The sequence below is a fragment of the Pedobacter psychrodurus genome, assembly GCF_004331735.1.
GTDB lineage: Bacteria > Bacteroidota > Bacteroidia > Sphingobacteriales > Sphingobacteriaceae > Pedobacter > Pedobacter psychrodurus.
The window spans coordinates 18,384-38,315 of the sequence record NZ_SJSO01000031.1; the positions used below are offsets into that span (position 1 = coordinate 18,384).

Genomic DNA, 19,932 nt, shown 5'->3' on the forward strand with positions numbered 1-19,932 from the left:
AAGATTGCGGGGCGTTAGCAGGTGTTTTTGGTGCCTTAATATTTATAAAGGGTTTTTGGAAAGCAGGTTTTGTGCGCATCGGTTCCAATAGACCCGCTTTCCTTTCTGCCCCGATAGAAAAAAACCGGGAGCATTCATCCAATCGGGTTTAGTTGACTTAAGGCCGTGCTTAATAGGTATAAAGCAACGGCGTACAATGGCTTTGTGTTCTTGTTGCCTTGGCGGTTAATTGCTGTTTTATGTTTTTTAATACGGTGGGCATCATCCAGGCAGAGGCCTTAACCACGATTGCTCAGCAAAGCTAATCTTAATGACAATAAATTAATACGCTCGATAACTGTGAGTGTAAGGTCAGGCTTGAGCGGGCCAGCCTGTACCGATTTGTCGGTAAAGTAATCTGATAAACGGAGCCAACCTGTTGTCTTGGTTTTTGCCGCCACACCCGGGCTGCTCCGACATAGCTATAGACCAAATAAACCCTAAGTTATCTTTTTCTTCACCTTTTATTTAGCTATTCTTAACCTGCTAATCGAAAGTAATGCAAACTTCATGAATAGCCCACCTGCAACGAAGCCTCGGTCCTACCGAAGGGGGGTCGAAGCAGCAGGCAGTTTAGTACACAGCAGGGTGCAGCCAGGCCTGGCCGGAAGCTGGAGTAAACGTGGGGTAAATGTGGCGTAAAGGTGGGGTTTGGGATATTTTTTGGAATTTTTAATCAGATCGATTAAATTGAGTGATCGTCCTTTTGTTTAACCTAATATACTAAAATTATGGCTCTCCGGAATGGAATAATAAAAATTAACGGGCAACTGGGCGATCTTGTTTTTTACAAATGCGGAAGTAAGGATGTTGTAAGACAAAAGCTACTTACAAACAGCAAAACCAGTAAGAAAAGCAGTCCCGATTTTGGTACAGCCGGTAAAAATGCAACTTATATCAGAAAAGCATTTTGCCTCGCTCGTTAAACTTTATGCTTAGATCGATCTCCTGAACCGCTTGAACAAGCGTGTTATCGAAATCTTTAAAATCGTCCCACCCGAACATGCAGGCAATAAAAAATTGATTGAATTGCCAAAAAGTATCCTCAAATCAAATTTTTGTATGCTAATTAATCGAACTCAGGTTAAAAGGTAAAGAAGGTACATTACCGTTGCAAGTAAAAGGCATGAAATGGGATGAGCGCACGCCTCAATAGTACGAACCTAAGCAGCCATTTGATCATGTTTGATAGGGACAATAAGATTTAAATACCATTTTAAAATCGCTTATCAATCAAATAAATTATTCTGTATGTTTGTAGCTTATAAAAATTATCAGTGAATATGAAGGTTGCTTTAATTACAGGTGTTACAGGACAAGATGGTGCTTATTTAGCAGAATTTTTGCTGAAAAAGGGTTATTTTGTGCATGGATTAAAGAGACGTTCGTCATCATTTAATACCGATCGTATCGATCACCTTTATCAGGATCAACATGAGCAGAATGTTCATTTCAAATTGCATTACGGCGATTTAACTGATTCGACCAATTTAATCCGTATTATTCAGGAAACACAGCCTGATGAAATTTATAACCTTGCGGCCATGAGCCATGTACATGTGAGTTTCGAAATGCCAGAGTATACCGCTAATGCCGATGGCATTGGTACCTTAAGACTTTTAGAAGCGGTACGTATTTTGGGGTTAACCGAGAAAACCAGAGTCTACCAAGCCAGTACTTCAGAACTATATGGTTTAGTTCAGGCTGTTCCACAAAGCGAAACTACCCCTTTTTATCCACGCTCTCCTTATGCCGTAGCGAAGATGTATGCCTATTGGATTACGGTTAATTACAGAGAGGCCTACAATATGTTTGCATGTAATGGCATTTTATTTAATCACGAAAGTCCATTACGGGGTGAAACGTTTGTTACACGTAAAATTACAAGGGCTGCCGCTAAAATTGCTTTAGGTTTGCAAAAATGCCTATATCTGGGAAACCTTTCTGCTCAAAGAGATTGGGGTCATGCTAAAGATTATATTGAAGCCATGTGGTTAATTTTACAACAGGATAAACCTGAAGATTTCGTGATTGCAACCGGTATTACTACTACTGTTCGCGATTTTGTTCGCATGAGTTTTGCCGAATTGGGGATTGATATCGAATTTTCAGGAAAAGATGAAAACGAAAAAGGGGTAATTATAGGGTTAGATGTGGAGGTGCTTAGCCGTTTAGGCTTAGATCCTGAAAAACTGTTTTTAGGCAGCACAGTAGTAAAGGTAGATCCTAAATATTTCAGGCCAACTGAAGTGGATTTATTGTTGGGTGATCCGACTAAATCTAAAACGCAATTGGGCTGGGCACCTAAATATGATCTTGCCGCCTTGGTTAAAGATATGGTTATTTCTGATCTTCATTTAATGAAAAAGGATGAGTATTTAAAAGAGGGCGGCTTTAAAACTTTGAATTATTTTGAATAGCAGGGAGTATACACCCTATCTGCCTATCAGCACCTTTCCCCTGAAAGGGAAAGGCTAAAAAACAATATTGCAAAACTTAATTAAAAAAAGTCATTTGTTGATTTTATGAAATAAATTATCCTTTAGACTGACAAAATTTAAATTGAATTTGTAGCATATCTCATTTCTGGTATTGACTAATATTATGAATTTATTAAGAAAAGCCTATAAATGCACCGAATTAACTATTGTTTAGGTTATTTGCTTTGGTGAGATTAATTTTTTGTTAAAAATTTCAAAAAGATCTACTTATTGTCTGATTTCCTCTACTTTTGGGTCTGTAATTACTATCTTTATTTTTAAATCGAGCGCCTAAATGCATATTGCATAATAAATTTTAGTTTTGACAGTTCTATCAGGTATAGAAATGTTCATCTATTAGAAATTAGTATAGTAATGTTCGAGATGCATTTCGAACTATTTTGTAATGTTTTATAAGACCATTTGCCAACTCTTTTCGTAATATATGTTAAGCTTTTTCAGTAAAAAAAATAAGGTAACTGATATTTCCTGGTTAGGGGTGGATATGCACTCGCATATTTTGCCAGGTATTGATGATGGATCACCAGATGTAGCAACCTCTGTTCGGTTTGTAAAATCACTTACTGAACTGGGCTTTGAACAATTGATTGCCACACCACATATTTTCAAAGAACTGTATCCTAATACACTAGAAAGTATAGCCAAGGCGAAAGTGGATTTACAAACAGCACTTAATCAAGCCAATATATCAACCAAATTAAGCGCGGGTGCCGAATATATGATTGATCAGGATTTTAGTTTAGATGGACACTTGTGCACGCTGGATCAAAAACATTTATTGATCGAAATGTCTTATCTTTCTGAAAGTCCAGGTATTAGCCAAACTATATTTGATGTTGAAATTAAAGGATATAAGCCTGTTTTAGCACATCCTGAACGTTATACTTTTTATTTTAAAGATAAAAGCCGATTAAAGCGTTTTAAAGAAAAAGGATGTTTGTTGCAACTCAATTTATTGTCCGTTGTAGGGTACTATGGCAAAGAGGTAAAGCAACTGGCTGAGTTGCTTTTAAAAGAAAAAATGTATGACCTCGCCGGTACCGACTTGCATCATGATAAACATCTGAATACCTTAACAGAAGCAATACGATCTGGAAGGCTTCACGATTTAATCGGTGACTACGGCTTTAAAAACCAGGAAATTTTTGGCTCAATTTTAGTTTAATGATTAATTCTATTTAATCCCATTATTAAAACTGGCATCATTTTTATCATTAACGCTCACAACTAAATTTAATCATGATTTATCTGGAATTATGCTTTTTAGATATTACAATTAAATGATTAAGTTTGCAAACTGTTCATCATTTACAATATTGTTAGAACAGATTTATACCTATGAATAAAAAATTTAATGTGAATAAGGGATCGAAACTGGCAGCTCTGTTTTTTGCGATCACCCTTTCCTGTTCTTGTGTCAGTAATAAGAAGATTGCTTACTTCCAAGATATTCAATCTGTTAAACAAGCTAAATTAGATAGTGCGATTGCGTTTATGGAGCCAGTAATACAGCCAGATGATATATTGAGTATCAATATCTTTACCCTCAATCCTCAAAGTGGTGCGATAATCAATCAAGCTGCTTCAACACCAACGTTAGGTGGAAACACCAATAATAGTGTCTCAACACAAAGCACTGGATTCCTGGTTGATAAAAATGGAGAAATTGAACTTTCACTGATTGGAAAACTAAAAGTCGCAGGATTGACCACCTATCAAGCTAGAGAACTTATACGTGAAAAGGCAACAGATATTTATAAGCAACCTAATGTGCAATTGCGTTTTGCCAATTTTAAAGTGAGTGTATTGGGTGAAGTAAATGCGCCATCTGCTTACACCTTACCAAACGAAAAGGTTACTATTCTAGATGCTTTGAGCTTGGCCGGAGATTTAACAATTTATGGGAGAAGAGAAAATGTATTGATAGTTCGGGATAATAATGGTAAAAAAGAATTTGCAAGATTGGATTTAAATTCAAGTAACATCTTTAGCAGTCCATTCTATTATTTAAAGCAAAACGATGTGATATATGTGGAACCCAATAAACGTAAAGTTTCTGCCTCAAATTCCGCGCAGATTCAGACTATTGGTGTAATTGCATCTGTGATTTCAGTAATTGTTTTGGCCATTTCTAATTTTAAATAGTAGCAGTCTACATGAATAAACAGACAGAAATGAATAAGATACATGACCGCGAAGAGATTGAAATTAATTTTAAGGATATATTTAGCAAGCTTTTAGATAAATGGACCTGGTTTTTAACTAGTGTTTTCATTTGTTTAGTGGTCGCTTTTATATATGGAAGATATACCGCACCAATTTATCAGATAAAAGCCAAATTGATCGTAAATGATGATCAGAAAGGTGGGGGTATGGGAAAACAATCTGGTGCTTTAATGGATCTGGGGGGGTTAATGGGCACTAAAAATTCCGTTGACAACGAGGTGGAAATCTTAAAAACAAGGTTTTTGATGGAGCAGGTGGTGAGGGAAATGCAATTAAACATAGTCTACTCTAAAAAGACAGATTTAGTAAGTCGAGAATTATATCTTGCACCATTTAAAGTTAATATCATTAAGGGTGTGGATACTATTAAAACTACTAAATTAGATGTTGTTAAGGTATCGGCTAATAAAGTTTTAGTAAGTACTAAAAACTTTAAAAAGGAAGTTGCTTGGAACGAATCATTTAGTATTGATGGGATTGGGACACTAAAGCTAGAACCAAATCCGATTAAGTTAATGAATGAAAGTGAATATTACGTTACTATTAGTTCGATTGATACTAGGGTTGCCTCATTGATGACCCAGTTATCGGTAGGAGCTAGTAATAAACAAGTTAGTATTATCAATCTAACATTGTCATATCCCTTACCGAATAAAGGAGAAGACATATTGAATACCCTGATTAAAAAGTATACGCAATCTAATTTAAATGATAAAAACGCCGTTGCAGACAGTACCTACCGTTTTATAAAGGAAAGGCTGAATGTTATTGCTTCGGAACTTGGGGATGTCGAGAATAAAGTTGAGTCGTTCAAACAACAGAATCAATTGGCAGACATGAGCGAGCAAGGGAAGTTATTGGTCAAAAATTCCGGCGAATTTTCTTCAGAATTAGCAAAGGCTGAAACTCAAGTTACGGTGATTAATGAACTTGAAAAATATCTGAAAGACAATGAAAACAATAAGAGAGTATTTCCCTCCTCTTTGATTCCTCAGGATATAGTATTTTCAAACATTATGGAGCACTATAACTCTTTGCTTATTGAGCGAGAAAAACAGTTATTAGGTGTCACAGAGCAAAGCCCATTTATACAGAATATAGATCAACAGATAGCAGAGTTACGTAGTAACATGATCTCGAATATTCAAAGTACTAAAAAATCGGCTTTACAAACTAGAGACAAACTTCGTAGTCAATTGAATCTTGCTGAAGGGCAAATCTCTGGTGTTCCGCAAATAGAAAAAAACTATTTGAAGCTGGCTCGAAATCAGCAAATAAAACAAGAACTCTATATATTTCTGATGCAGAAAGCAGAGGAAACAAATATATCTAAAACCGCTAATATTTCGATAGCGAAAACCATTGATCCTCCAAAGTCTGATGTAAATCCAATCAGCCCTAAAAAAAGCGTTATTTATTTAGTTGGTTTAATAGTTGGGCTTATTTTTCCTATAGCACTCGTTTTTGGGCAAGAACTGCTGAATACCAGTATTAAAACTAAAGAAGAAATTATCTCTCTTACTAGTGTCCCTGTGATTGGCGAAATTAGTCATAATACCAGTGAGGATAATTTAATTGTAGCCAATCAAAGCCGTTCCGCAATCTCAGAGCAATTTAGGTCACTTAGAACTAATCTTTCATTTTATTTGAAAACGGAAACTGAAAAGGTTATTCTATTGACTTCTAGTATGAGTGGTGAGGGTAAATCTTTTACAGCAATAAACTTAGGAAATATTTTAGCCTTGGCTGGTAAAAGAGTTTTATTGATGGAATTGGACTTACGTAAGCCAGGCCTTTCAGCTAAACTAGGTGTAAATAACAGTATCGGTTTTAGCAATTTTACCATTAGCCCCACCATTAAAAGAGCCGATATCATAAAACCTTTATCAATTAACAAAAACATGTTTATTATATCGTCAGGACCTTTGCCCCCAAATCCTGCAGAAACGTTAATGAATGAGCATGTTCCAAATCTGATAGAGGAATTAAAAAAAGAATTTGATTATATCATTATGGATGCCCCCCCTGTTGGAATTATTGCCGATGCGCAATTACTATCCAGGTATGCAGATGTTACTTTATATTTAGTAAGGCAAAAAATTACACAAAAAGACCAAATTAAAATTGTTGAAGATTTGTATGTGACTAACAAAATGAAGAATTTAGGAATTGTGGTTAACGATATTGTTAGTAAGTACTATGGTTATGGTTATGGCTATGGTACTTATGGTCAAAGTGTTGATGAAAAATGGTTTAGGAAAATATTTAAAAGGTAGATGGCGCTATTCAAAATCAGCCAAAATATTAGATGGATAAAACAACACTATTGCAAAATGAAATTACAAGTAAAAAATATTAATCACTTTAATAAATATCAGCTTAGATTAATTACCAACGGTAATATTTCTTTAAACAAAATAATCTGATGGGCAGTTTGGGAAAAGTAAGACAAATAAACTTACCAAAAATTTTAGATGAAAGGGGAAATCTATCATTTTTAGAACAAGATAAACACGTCCCCTTCAAAATAGAAAGGACTTACTGGATATATGATGTGCCTGGTGGTGAAGTAAGAGGTGGGCATAGCTATTATAAAAATGAAGAAATTATAATAGCACTAAGCGGTAGCTTTGACGTTGTTTTAAATGATGGTATAAATGAAAAAATTTTTTCGCTAAATAGATCTTATTATGGACTCTATGTTCCAAATGGGATATGGAGGCATATGGAGAATTTTTCTACAAATGCTTTGGGTTTTATAGTTGCGTCAAGAAAGTATTCTGCTAGTGATTATGAACGTCATTTCGAGGAGTTTTGCGCAATAAATAAAATATAAATTGATGACTACAACATATGATTGTTCTATTTTTGAACTTCCTCAGATCAAAAGTCGGGCTGGAAATATAACTCCTGTTCATAACAACTTAGAAATTCCTTTCGACATAAAGCGTATTTTTTATTTATACGATATACCTGGTGGAGAGTCTAGAGGTGCCCATGCTCACAAAGAATGCCATCAATTCTTAATTGCCGCCAGTGGAAGTTTTGAAGTTTTATTAGATGATGGAAGGACTAAACGACTGATTCAGTTAAATAGGCCATACATAGGGTTACATATTCCACCCGGTATATGGGCTTCTGAAATCAATTTTTCATCTGGTTCTATCTGTTTGGTACATGCTTCACATACTTATGATGAGGGGGATTACATCAGAGATTACGAATCTTATTTAGCATATATTAATGGAAAGTAAAATACACCCCTTATCAGATGTTCTCTCAAATAAAATTGGTGAAAATACATATGTTTGGCAGTTTACCGTGATCTTAGCTGGGGCAGTAATTGGTAATAATTGTAATATTAATTGTAACTGTTTTATTGAGAACGATGTGGTCATCGGTAATAATGTGACGATTAAATCAGGTGTTCAGGTTTGGGACGGTGTCGAGATCAGCGATAATGTCTTTGTTGGACCAAATGTTACTTTTACTAATGACTTAGTTCCTAGGTCTAAGGTGTATCCTGCTAGTTTTAAGAAAACATCGTTAATGAAATTTTGTTCAATTGGAGCCAATTCTACGCTGGTCGCAGGTATACAAGTGGGGGAATTTGCATTTGTCGGTGCAGGAAGTGTCCTTACGAAATCAATTGCGCCATATACGGTTTGGTATGGCAATCCTGCTGCTCACCGGGGATATATCACAGAGGATTCGCATATGCTTGATTTAAAATTAGCTGATAAAATTACAGGTGAACAATATATACTGGATGGATTTAAACCAATAAAAAAATGATTAAATTTTTAGATTTATATAAAATCAACCAAAATCATAAGAAAGAATTACTTCAGGCATTCGAACGCGTTTTGGACTCTGGATGGTATATTATGGGTAATGAACTAAAGCAGTTCGAAAGTAATTTTGCTGTTTATTGTGGTGTAAAGCATGCTATTGGAGTGGCGAATGGCTTAGATGCTTTAATATTAATAATTCGTGCCTATAAGGAGCTCGGTCTTTTTAAAGATGGCGACGAAATAATTGTACCAGCCAATACCTATATTGCCAGTATACTGGCAATATCAGCAAACAATTTAGTTCCAATTCTTGTGGAGCCAGATTTGTCATCGTATAATATTGATTCAAAACTTATTGAAGAAAAAATAACCGATAAAACTGTAGCGATTTTGCCTGTTCATCTTTATGGACAACTTTGTGATATGAATGCTATTCTAGAGATAGCTAAAAAATATAATTTAAAAGTTATAGAAGATTGTGCACAATCGCATGGTGCTACCAACGAGGATGGTACTCGTGCGGGTAATTTTGGTGATGCAGCTGGATTCAGTTTTTATCCAGGTAAAAACCTTGGAGCGTTAGGTGATGCTGGCGCTATCACCACTAATGATGATAAGCTCGCGAATACACTTAGAGCTTTACTTAATTATGGTTCTCATGAAAAGTACAAGAATAAGTATAAAGGCATTAATAGCAGACTAGATGAGCTACAGGCAGCCTTATTATCAGTCAAGCTTGAAAAGCTAGATCAAGAAACAGAAGCTAGACGGGAAGTTGCTGAAAGATATCTTGCAGAAATTAATAATGATAAGTTAATTCTGCCTAAAATTAACTTTAGAAAATCTCATGTATGGCACCTTTTTGTTTTACGTACTGTTGAAAGAGACCGATTGTACCAATATCTTTTAAGTAATAATATTCAGACTGTTATTCACTACCCAATACCCCCCAATAAGCAAGAAGCATATATCGAATGGAGTGATTTAAGCTATCCAATATCAGAACAAATTCATTCTGAAGTTATATCTTTGCCCATTAGTCCTGTAATTTCTGCAAGCGACGTAAGTGAAGTTATTAGAGTATTGAATGAATTTAAATAATATTTTTTTAAGACTGCGTAGGCTTAATGCAGGTAAACTGTTGACAATATTATATCGTGAATCACAAATTTTGAAATATCGTTTTCTTTCAAATTGTCGCAATGTAGTCGGCAAACCTGAAACTAATGGTGGGGTATTAATAAATGGTGAAGGTAAAGTTACCTTCGAAGGGATTGTTAACCTTGGGGTGTTGCAATCTCCGTATTTTTTTAATACCTATATTTATCTAGAGTCAAGAACAAAGGGTTCTTCTATTTACATTAGTGATGGCGTTTGGATAAATAATAACGTTTGCATAGTGAGTGAGGGCCCCGGCATTTTCATTGGAAAAAACGTTTTGATAGGCCAAAATTGTTCAATTTATGATTCTGATTTTCATAATCTTAACGCTGCCCTCAGAAAAACTGGAAATCCAAGTATGGGCCGTGTTTCGATTCAAGAAAATGTTTTTATAGGTGCTGGTGTTACAATTTTAAAAAATGTAAGTATTGGTGCAAATTCTGTAATAGCAGCAGGATCCATTGTGACTAAAAACATCCCCTCAAATGTTATCGCTGGTGGAAATCCATGTGTAATTTTAAGGAATTTAGAATAATTATCCTTTAATAATCAAATGACTTTCATTAATATGATAAACTAACCCAATTGAAAATACTTAAGACAACCTTTTATTCTGCCCTAATAACGTTTATAAGAATTGCCTCTGGTTTTGTTGCTAGTAAAGTTATAGCCATCATTACCGGCCCAACAGGTGTGGCTTTGGTTGGCACTTTTAGTAACTTCATAACTATCGCGCTAACATTTGCTAACGGGGCAATAAATACAGGGGTAATAAAATACACAGCTGATTATGAAAATGACATTGATAAACAGAAAAGACTGTTTGGAACTGCACTTAAAATAACAGTTTATTGTTCCTTTATATGTGGCGTAATTTTGGTCATTTTCTCTGGCTTCTGGGCGAATTCAATTTCATCCTCCTCACTGTATAAATGGCCCATAATATCGCTGGGATTAAGTATAGTTTTCTATGCCTTAAATACTTTGCTCATTTCGATTTTAAATGGTAGGAAGGATATTAAGACTTACACTAATGTAAATACGATAGGTAGTATAATAAGCCTTGTTTTTACCATCGTTATGGTTTATTTTTTCAAAATTGTAGGAGCTCTTTATGCTTTGGCTCTGTCTCAATCTATAGTCTTTATTATAACATTTTTTTATACTATAAATAGTAATTGGTTTTCTTTTTCTCTATTTAGTCAAAAATTTAGTAGGGATGAAGCCATTAAATTAAGCAGATTTAGTTTGATGGCCATAGTTTCTGCTTTACTGATTCCGCTTTCTCAGATTATTTTAAGAAACCATGTTGCTAGTAAGTTTAGTCTAGTTGATGCAGGCTACTGGCAAGGAATGATGAGAATATCTGATGCATATCTAATGATCGTTACCACATCACTCAGTACTTATTTTCTACCAAAACTTTCTTCTATCAAAACCAATAAAGAGTTAAGGTCTGAGATTATCAAAGGTTACAAGCTAATTCTGCCTGTTGTTTTTTTGATGACTCTTCTTATATATTTTTTGAGATTTTTAATTATACGGATACTATTTACTCCTGATTTCATCGTGATGGAAAAATTATTCTACTGGCAATTGATTGGAGATTTTTTTAAAATTGCATCTTATATCCTAGGATATTTAATGTTAGCTAAGGCAATGACTAGGTTATATATCGCTACTGAAGTAATTTTTACATTTTCTTATGTTGTTCTGGGATATTTTTTAACAGATAAATATGGTCTTGAAGGAATAGTTATCGCGTTTGGAATCAATTATATAATTTGTTTTTTATTTATTGCATATAGCTTTAGGCAGCTATTATTTGGAATTGGAACATTAAAAGAATTTAGTGATGGAACAAATTAAAGTTTCGGTAATAATATGCACATATAATCAAGAGGCAACTATCTCGAGAGCGCTGGACAGTGTTTTAGGTCAGAAAGGCGATTTTACGTATGAAATTATTATTGGTGAAGATGGTTCGCCATTGGACAATACCAGAAAAGTATGTGAGGATTATCAGCAGAAATTTCCCGAAATCATTCATTTGTTGCCAAAGGCTCCAAATAAAGGATTTATTACTAATTTTAGAGATTGCTTAGCTTCGACTAAGGGAAAGTACATTGCAATTTGCTCAGGTGACGACTTTTGGCACAATACAAATAAATTGCAAGAGCAAATAGAATTTTTAGATAATAATTCAAATTTTGGACTTGTCTATACGGATTTCAAGATCTTAAATGTTGACCGCAAAACAACTGAATCAGATTTTTATAAAACTAAGGGTATTACTCCGCCAATAGGTAAAATATATTATCATCTAATTCACAAAAACCCGATCGCTGCCTGTACCGTCCTTTTTCGAAAGTCACTTGTAGATAATTATTTAAACTTTCAAAGTTATATAGATTTAGAATTTGGGATGGAAGATTATCCAATGTGGTTGGAATTTTCTCAACACACAGAATTTATGTACATACCCACCAGTACCTTAACATATAGTATTGCAGATGGGTCGCTTAGCAATAATTTAAGTGACCTTTCAAAAATTGAGAAGTTTGAGCAGAAAATTTTTAAAATCAAACAACATTTTTTATCAAAATACCCTCTAAAAGGTATTTTAGTCCAAAACTTGCTTGATATTCATTATTCAGAATTAGTTGCAAAAGCTGTTATTGGTGGGCATTATAAACAGGCTAGATTATATGCTAAGAAACTGAACAAATTAAAGCCTGTTAATGTAGTCAAAATTTTAGTTTGTTATACCCCATTGATATACCTTTATAAAAAAAGACTTTTAGGCGAATGAATTCTTTAGTATCGATCATAGTACCTTGTTATAATCAAGCTAATTTTTTGGCTGAAACGCTCGATTGCGTTTTGGCACAAGAATTTAAGGACTGGGAGTGTATTATCGTAAATGACGGATCGCCGGATAATACTGAGGGGGTGGCAAATAGTTATTGTAATGAAGATTCACGCTTCAAGTATTTTTATAAAACCAACGGAGGCCTCAGTTCAGCAAGAAATTTTGGTATAGGTAAGAGTGCTGGTAAATATATACTTCCATTGGATTCTGATGATAAAATTGCTAGTGACTATATTAAATTAGCAGTAGAAATTTTGGAAAAAAATGAAAGGATAAAAGTCGTGTACGGTAGGGCTGAACTATTTGGGAAAAAGTCTGGAGAATGGATAATTGATGATTATTCATTTAATAAATTATTAGCCACTAATCTTATATATTGCTCTGCATTATATAGAAGGAGCGATTATGATCGGACAACGGGTTATAATGAGAATATGAAATTTGGCTTTGAAGATTGGGATTTTTGGCTTTCGATGTTAGAAAGCGGAGGTGATGTTTATCGTATTGATAAAGTCATGTTCTATTACAGAATTCGACATGGATCAATGCTTAGATCTTTAGATAGAGAAAAGCAAAATTATCTGAGAAATCAACTATACGAGAATCATAGAAAAGCATATTCAGAGTATTTGCTTGATCCGTTAAATACATTTGAATATACTACAATATATAGCTCTGTAGAATATAGAGTAGGTAAAATGTTATTGACTCCGATTAGGAGGATATTCAAGTTTTTTAGAAAATAAGTTACAAAATGATAAGTCACGACCTTGCTGGAAAACATGTATTGTTATTGATGCCAAATTTCTTCAATTACTCTAAAATTTTGATAGATGAACTTGAAGGTAGGGGAGCAATTGTTGATTTTATTGAAAATAAGCAACTACCATTTGATTTTGTTTCTCCTAGATGCAAGTTTAGATTTTTAAGAAAGTTAGTGTTTACTATCTTTGATCTGAAATGGAATTATATTAAGAAGCAACTCTATCCAAAAAAAAGATACGATTATTTTCTTTGTATAAATGGTTTTCTCTTTGACAAAAGAATCATTTCAAAATTAAAAGAAAGCAATTCAAGCATAAAAACAATTCTCTATTTATGGGATTCCACAGATATGTTTGAATGGAAAGGTATAGAAAATTTCTTTGACAAAAGTTTTTCATTCGATCCTAGGGATTCGAAAAAACTAAAAATTCAATATATAGCTAATTTTTATCCTAAAAATGTTGTTAAAGATGAATTCAGAAACAATGACATTTTTTTTGTTGGTACACAACATTCAGATCGATATGAAGTATTAAAGAAAGTGGTAGAAAACAATAACGTATCGATAAATAATATTAAATTGCTCATTAAGTATAAAAATGGAATCCATAACAAATTCCTTTATCACTTTTTGCGAAAATTTAATAATCCATTTTCATTAAATTATGCAAAAAATTATGAATTAATTGAAAAACTAAGAAGAGATCCATTTTTAATGTATAGTCCGATAAGCTCTGACACTATACTAAATTTGATGAATGAATCACGTTTTGTGCTGGATATACAAGCCCCCAATCAGGTCGGTATTCCGCATCAAATGATGCGTGCACTATCAATGGGTAAACAAATCATTACTACAAATTCCTGGATTAAAAACTATGAGTTCTACAATACTAAACAGATATTAATTATTGATAGGAATAATCCAGTTTTATCTAAAGAATTCTTAGAATCAGATTTTCAGATTGATGAAATTCATGATGTGATTAAAAAGAGTAAAATCGATAATTGGATTGATATAATATTTAGCTAAATGAAACTAGGATCCCTAATTAACCCGTTTTTGTTGTTCCCATTTGCCTTTCTTTTTTTGATTGGAATGTACAGTCTAGGCTGGTCTGATTTATTTCCTCGATTAGAATTTAATACATATTTTTTTATTTTTTTGACCTCTATCGTATTTTTTGTAATCGGGTTTTTTATAAAAAAAACATCGGTAATTAGGTATGCTGATTTACCTCAAAATCTTATAGAAAAGCACAATCCATTGATTGTGATACTATTTATGATTATTCTTTTTGTTGCTGATGTTTTGTATTCAGGAACAATCCCTTTTTTAGCCGGTAATATCGAAGATTATGAGAACTTTGGAATGCCAATGGTAGATCCGATAATTCTCTCAATGATCGTTTTTTATTCTATTTATTGGTTCCATACTTACTTAACCACAAAAGAAAAAAAGTATCTAGTATTTATATTTTTTAATATTCTGATGTGTGTGTTAATGGCAAGGCGCTCTGTTTTAGTATATGTATTTATCTCTTTTTTGCTAATATATGTTCAAAAGCAAGACAGGATAAAAAAAAGGTCAATTTTATTGATTTTGCTGGTCGTATGCTCCTTTTCTTGGCTTTTTGGCTACTTAGGTAATATGAAAACGGGATTAGATAGTGATCATACCACCACACACATGGGCGCAACTCAAAATTTTTATAATTCAGGCGTTTCTAACGAGCATTATATAACGTATCTATATGTTTGTTCTCCAATTGCGAATTTTCAACTTACAATAAATAAAAAAGATTACAATCATTCATTAGGGGCCTTAGTATTGGGCCAGTTTACTCCAGATTTTGTAGCAAATAAAATAAATAGTTTATTTGGCTTTGATTTCCAGGTTGGAGAAATGCAATTGGTAATGAGTGTTTTAAATGTAGGAACTTTTTTCGCGGGTACTTACATTGCATTCGGATGGCTTGGGATCATATTGGGGGTTATCTATATGATTCTGTTTGCGTTTTGTATTTATCTTATCTATCCTAAAAAGAGTCCATATCAGGTGACAATTAATGCCTTTTTATGCTCAATATTTTTGACTGCACTGTTTTCAAATACATTTAGACTCGGGCCTGTTTGGTTTGTATTTTTCACACCCCTAGTTTTAAATTTTATACATCGCATTCGAATTTCTTAAAGTTTATGAAAATAGCATACATACTGCCTTCCCTAATAAATAAGGGGCCAATTATTGTGGCTCATACAATAGTTAAAAATATAATCGACAAAGTTGAGGATATCCACGTTTACTATTTTGATGATGATTTAGTACTTAAATTTCCTTGTCCAACTTTTAAATTGGATATGAATACAGCAATTGATTTTGACGACTACGATATCATTCATACACACGGTTTACGTCCTGACAGATACGTCAACAGATGGCGAAAGGGTATAAAAACGGCTAAAACTGTATCAACGATACACGCGGACATTGCACAAGATTTCAGATTTGGCTATAATAAACTTGTTTCGATTATTTTTACACCACTGTGGTTGAGTTTAATGAATAAGCATGATGCCGTTGTAGTTATTTCAGATAAATTAAGGTCATTATATGATGTTAAATTTAAGAACCTTCACAGGATCTATAATGGCGTTGATATCGAATTAAATGAATCGCAGGTAGACCTTAAATATGTTAATGAAATTAAAAAATTTAAGAAACGGGATTTAAAGATTGTAGGTTCCTATGCTGCATTAAATAAAAGAAAAGGTATAGACCAAATAGTTAATCTTTTATCAGTTAGAAAAGATTTGGCTATGGTTTTTATTGGTGAAGGTAAAGAAGTTGAGGTTTTAAAAAATCTTTCTAAAACCATTGGTGTATTTGATCGAGTTTTATTTTTGCCATATTTAACTAAGCCATATAATTATATTCATCTTTTTGATGTTTATGTTATGCCTTCACGTAGTGAAGGATTTGGTTTAGCTTTAGTTGAAGCAGCACTTACGAAAACACCAATCGTTTGTTCTAATATAGATGTATTTAAAGAAATTTTTAATGATTCGCAAGTTACATTTTTTGACTTAGAAGATACAGACTCATTGGGTTTAGCCATTTCAGAGGCGATTCTTTCTAAGGATACTAAAAGAATAAAAGCCTACGAGAGAGTTGTAGAATCGTTTAGTGGAAAAACAATGGGGGAGAATTATTTTGATTTTTATATCAAATTAGTAAAAGGCATAAATTTCGGAGATAAATGAATTTAAAAATGACAGCTAGCATTGTTTTGTATAAAAATGATGTGGAGGTACTACGTGAGGCAATAGACTCTTTTCTAAATACAAAGTTAGAGGTCAAACTATACTTGGTTGATAACTCTCCTACTGATGAATTAAGAGTATTGATTGCCGATTCGAGAATAGAGTACATTCACAATCCTACAAACCCCGGTTTTGGAGCTGCACATAATATTGCTATTGAAAAAGCAATATTACAAGATTCTAAATATCATTTGGTTCTAAATCCAGATGTATACTATAGAAAAGGAATTTTAGAAGAGTTAATTTCCTACATGGAGGCTAACCCTAACACGGGGAATGTAATGCCAAAAGTTTTGTATCCCAATGATGAGATCCAATTTTTATGCAAATTACTACCTACGCCATATGATTGGATTGGAAGACGCTTCAACCCATTTAAAGGGATGGTTGAGCGGCGGAATAATTTGTTTGAGTTAAAATTTACCAATTATGATCAAGTTATTGAAGCTCCATATTTATCTGGTTGCTTTATGTTTTTAAGGGTTGCTGCCTTGAAAACAGTTGGATTCTTTGATGATGGAATTTTTATGTATGGTGAAGAAGCTGATTTATGCAGAAGATTAATTGATGGTGGATTTAAAACAATTTTTTATCCAAGAGTTCAAATTTATCATCACTTCGAAAAAGGATCTCATAAATCGTGGCGTTTAACCAAAATTGGTATACAATCAGCCATTTATTATTTTAATAAATGGGGTTGGTTCTTTGACAAGAGACGGAAAGCAATTAATAGTGATACGTTGCGAAAGATAGGATACAAGTAATGGATATACTGCTAACTGGTGCTTCTGGCTTTTTAGGAAGACATATATATAACGAGCTAAAAACTCAAGGAGACATAACAACCCTCTCGAGAAGTGGTTCAGATATCAGTGTAAATCTAGATAAGGATATACCAAAATTAGATCACTTTGATATAGTTGTGCACGCAGCTGGTAAAGCCCACTCTGTACCAAAAACTGAATTAGAAATTAAATCTTTTTATGATGTAAATCTAATAGGTACGAAGAATCTATTATTAGCCTTAGAACAATCATTTGAATTACCTAAATTTTTTGTTTTTATAAGTTCTGTAGCTGTTTATGGTCGAGAGTCTGGAAATAATATTAATGAAAATACAGTCTTATTGGCGAAAGACCCATATGGCTTAAGCAAGATCGCAGCGGAGGAATTGGTAATAAAATGGTGTGCGCTTAATAATGTAGTTTGTACAGTTTTACGTTTACCCCTATTGGTCGGTAAAAACCCACCTGGAAATTTAGGTGCAATGATAAAAGGTATAAAAAAAGGTTATTATTTCAACATAGCTGGAGGTAAAGCTAGGAAAAGCATGGTACTTGTCTCTGATGTCGCAAAACTAATTCCTAAGGTTGCTGAAATTGGTGGGATCTATAATCTTACTGATGGACATCATCCGTCGTTTGCTGATCTGTCTACATCAATAGCCCGACAAGTGAACAAGCCTAAGCCTATCAATATTCCATTATGGTTTGCCAAGATAATGGCGATGACAGGTGATTTATTAGGGACAAGGGCCCCGATTAACACGAGTAAATTAAATAAAATCACTTCAGATTTGACATTCGACGATTCGCATGCCAAAGAGAAATTAGATTGGAGTCCAACATCTGTACTGACAAAAAAAATTGTTAATTCAAGATATAGTTCATAAATCTTTATCTTCGTCAATTATAAAGATTTATGACAGCTATATTTGCCCTAATTACCTTAATCGGCCTTTTCATTATTGAATTAATTTATTTCAAAATAGCCGATCATTATAATATCATTGATCAGCCCAACCATCGAAGTTCGCACTCTTCAGTTACCATCCGTGGAGGTGGGATTATTTTTGGAGTTGCTGGGCTCATTTCTTTTTTTCTGTTTGGCTTTCATTACCTGTTTTTTAGTATTGGACTTTTTTTGATCGCTTTGATTAGTTTTTTAGATGATATGCACACTTTAAACAATAAGGTGCGATTGTTGGTGCATGGTTTGTCGGTGTTGTTGTTATTTGTCCAATTAGATGTGGTTTATTTTCCCTGGTATTTTACAGCGATTGCGGCAGTAGTTGTAATTGGTACCATAAACGCCTATAATTTTATGGACGGCATTAATGGTATAACAGGTGGGTACAGTTTGTTACTTTTAGGAACACTATATTATATTAATGAGGAGATGGTTGATTTTACATCGCCTGAGTTACTGATTACGGTGATGATCTCTCTACTCGTTTTTAATTTGTTCAACTTTAGAAAAAAGGCCAAATGTTTTGCGGGCGATGTAGGCAGTGTAAGTATTGCTTTTATCATTGTATTCCTTTTAGGCCAACTTATTTTTAAAACCCAGAATCCAGTATATATTTTATTTTTACTCATGTATGGGTTGGATACTGTGACCACTATTTTCTTCAGGCTAATAAGAAAAGAGAACATTTTCAAAGCACATCGTTCGCATTTTTACCAATTTTTAGCCAACGAAAAAAAATGGCCACAATTAGTTGTAGTTGCACTTTATCTTGTGGTACAGCTTTTAATCAATCTTGTAACTCTTTTTATTATTCAAGCCAATTTGTTATCGGCATTATTATTGATGTTAATATGTTCAGTTGTTTTTATCATCCTACGATTTCGGGTTGAAGGTAGAGAACATTTGTTTAACTTAAAGTTAAGTAATGATTGATTGGGTAATTTATGGTGGCGGAGGCCACGCGAGAGTAATTGGAGATGCAATTAAATTAGGTGGTGATCGATTAATCACGTATTTTGATGATAATAAAGATTTACACTCCATCAATAATATTCCTGTCTTTCCATATCATGAAAGCACTGAAGATCAAGCCAAGATTATTATTGGCATTGGCAACAATGAGGTGCGAAGAAATATTTCGAAATATATTGTACACGATTTCGGTACTGTTATTCACCCAAAAGCTACAGTAGCTGATGACGTGATTATTGGCGAAGGTAGTGTTATTTTAGCAGGTGCTGTAATCCAATCTGGAGCCGTAATAGGTAAACATGTGGTGATTAATGGAAATGTAACGATCGATCATGATGTTGTTATTGGAGATTTTTGTAGTATATATCCAAATTCATATATCGGTGGTGGCGCTAAAATTGGTGCAGGTGTAAGTGTGGAGGCATGTTACGCAGTTGCAAGACTTGCAGCAATTCCCAGCGCTTTTGAAACTGATGATGTTGAAGAATTAGATTTGTATTAAACTTGTTATAATATGTATCTTTACTAA

General features: G+C 33.7%; 20 protein-coding genes. All 20 read left to right on the forward strand.

Features of this window, described 5'->3' with window-relative positions; all coding sequences use genetic code 11:
• The first annotated feature begins 770 nt into the window (after positions 1 to 770).
• The 20 genes from EZ456_RS23250 (at position 771) to EZ456_RS23345 (ending at position 19,905) form a co-directional block, all read left to right on the forward strand.
• Positions 771 to 965 (forward strand): hypothetical protein, encoded by a 195-nt coding sequence (locus EZ456_RS23250; protein ID WP_131534322.1) that lies wholly within the window; start codon positions 771 to 773, stop codon positions 963 to 965.
• Positions 966 to 1,322: 357 nt separating this feature from the next.
• Positions 1,323 to 2,459 (forward strand): GDP-mannose 4,6-dehydratase, encoded by a 1,137-nt coding sequence (gene gmd, locus EZ456_RS23255; protein WP_131534324.1) that lies wholly within the window; start codon positions 1,323 to 1,325, stop codon positions 2,457 to 2,459.
• Positions 2,460 to 2,964: 505 nt separating this feature from the next.
• Complete coding sequence (locus tag EZ456_RS23260) at positions 2,965 to 3,705, forward strand: tyrosine-protein phosphatase (RefSeq protein WP_131534326.1); 741 nt, start codon at positions 2,965 to 2,967, stop codon at positions 3,703 to 3,705.
• A gap of 173 nt (positions 3,706 to 3,878) precedes the next feature.
• Positions 3,879 to 4,685 (forward strand): polysaccharide biosynthesis/export family protein, encoded by an 807-nt coding sequence (locus EZ456_RS23265; RefSeq protein ID WP_131534328.1) that lies wholly within the window; start codon positions 3,879 to 3,881, stop codon positions 4,683 to 4,685.
• A gap of 11 nt (positions 4,686 to 4,696) precedes the next feature.
• Positions 4,697 to 7,042: a GumC family protein gene (locus tag EZ456_RS23270; RefSeq protein ID WP_225876606.1), complete on the forward strand. Its 2,346-nt coding sequence runs from the start codon at positions 4,697 to 4,699 to the stop codon at positions 7,040 to 7,042.
• A gap of 149 nt (positions 7,043 to 7,191) precedes the next feature.
• Positions 7,192 to 7,602, forward strand: coding sequence for a sugar 3,4-ketoisomerase (locus tag EZ456_RS23275; RefSeq protein WP_131534330.1), 411 nt, complete (start codon positions 7,192 to 7,194; stop codon positions 7,600 to 7,602).
• A gap of 4 nt (positions 7,603 to 7,606) precedes the next feature.
• Positions 7,607 to 8,020, forward strand: a complete 414-nt coding sequence (locus EZ456_RS23280; protein WP_131534332.1) for a sugar 3,4-ketoisomerase — start codon at positions 7,607 to 7,609, stop codon at positions 8,018 to 8,020.
• Positions 8,010 to 8,561, forward strand: coding sequence for an N-acetyltransferase (locus EZ456_RS23285; RefSeq protein ID WP_131534335.1), 552 nt, complete (start codon positions 8,010 to 8,012; stop codon positions 8,559 to 8,561). Before EZ456_RS23280 ends, EZ456_RS23285 begins: the two co-directional genes overlap by 11 nt.
• Entirely contained in the window at positions 8,558 to 9,661 is a 1,104-nt protein-coding gene (locus EZ456_RS23290; RefSeq protein ID WP_131534337.1) for a DegT/DnrJ/EryC1/StrS family aminotransferase, read from the forward strand. Before EZ456_RS23285 ends, EZ456_RS23290 begins: the two co-directional genes overlap by 4 nt.
• A complete protein-coding gene (locus EZ456_RS23295; protein ID WP_131534339.1) occupies positions 9,648 to 10,256 on the forward strand; it encodes an acyltransferase in 609 nt (202 codons plus the stop codon). The genes EZ456_RS23290 and EZ456_RS23295 overlap by 14 nt, the downstream gene beginning before the upstream one ends.
• A gap of 50 nt (positions 10,257 to 10,306) precedes the next feature.
• Positions 10,307 to 11,590: an O-antigen translocase gene (locus tag EZ456_RS23300; RefSeq protein WP_131534341.1), complete on the forward strand. Its 1,284-nt coding sequence runs from the start codon at positions 10,307 to 10,309 to the stop codon at positions 11,588 to 11,590.
• Complete coding sequence (locus EZ456_RS23305) at positions 11,577 to 12,533, forward strand: glycosyltransferase (protein ID WP_131534343.1); 957 nt, start codon at positions 11,577 to 11,579, stop codon at positions 12,531 to 12,533. Before EZ456_RS23300 ends, EZ456_RS23305 begins: the two co-directional genes overlap by 14 nt.
• Positions 12,530 to 13,339, forward strand: a complete 810-nt coding sequence (locus tag EZ456_RS23310) for a glycosyltransferase family 2 protein (protein WP_131534345.1) — start codon at positions 12,530 to 12,532, stop codon at positions 13,337 to 13,339. Before EZ456_RS23305 ends, EZ456_RS23310 begins: the two co-directional genes overlap by 4 nt.
• A gap of 8 nt (positions 13,340 to 13,347) precedes the next feature.
• Complete coding sequence (locus EZ456_RS23315; RefSeq protein WP_131534347.1) at positions 13,348 to 14,391, forward strand: hypothetical protein; 1,044 nt, start codon at positions 13,348 to 13,350, stop codon at positions 14,389 to 14,391.
• The gene (locus tag EZ456_RS23320; protein WP_131534349.1) at positions 14,392 to 15,552 is read left to right on the forward strand and encodes an O-antigen polymerase; all 1,161 of its coding nucleotides are present in this window, start codon (positions 14,392 to 14,394) and stop codon (positions 15,550 to 15,552) included.
• 5 nt (positions 15,553 to 15,557) lie between these two features.
• On the forward strand, positions 15,558 to 16,622 hold the full coding sequence (locus EZ456_RS23325; protein ID WP_131534351.1) for a glycosyltransferase family 4 protein: 1,065 nt from the start codon (positions 15,558 to 15,560) through the stop codon (positions 16,620 to 16,622).
• A gap of 8 nt (positions 16,623 to 16,630) precedes the next feature.
• A complete protein-coding gene (locus tag EZ456_RS23330; protein WP_225876608.1) occupies positions 16,631 to 17,446 on the forward strand; it encodes a glycosyltransferase family 2 protein in 816 nt (271 codons plus the stop codon).
• Positions 17,446 to 18,354 (forward strand): NAD-dependent epimerase/dehydratase family protein, encoded by a 909-nt coding sequence (locus EZ456_RS23335; RefSeq protein ID WP_131534355.1) that lies wholly within the window; start codon positions 17,446 to 17,448, stop codon positions 18,352 to 18,354. Before EZ456_RS23330 ends, EZ456_RS23335 begins: the two co-directional genes overlap by 1 nt.
• A gap of 29 nt (positions 18,355 to 18,383) precedes the next feature.
• The gene (locus EZ456_RS23340; RefSeq protein WP_205945159.1) at positions 18,384 to 19,364 is read left to right on the forward strand and encodes an MraY family glycosyltransferase; all 981 of its coding nucleotides are present in this window, start codon (positions 18,384 to 18,386) and stop codon (positions 19,362 to 19,364) included.
• A complete protein-coding gene (locus tag EZ456_RS23345) occupies positions 19,357 to 19,905 on the forward strand; it encodes a PglD-related sugar-binding protein (RefSeq protein WP_131534357.1) in 549 nt (182 codons plus the stop codon). The genes EZ456_RS23340 and EZ456_RS23345 overlap by 8 nt, the downstream gene beginning before the upstream one ends.
• Positions 19,906 to 19,932: the final 27 nt, after the last annotated feature.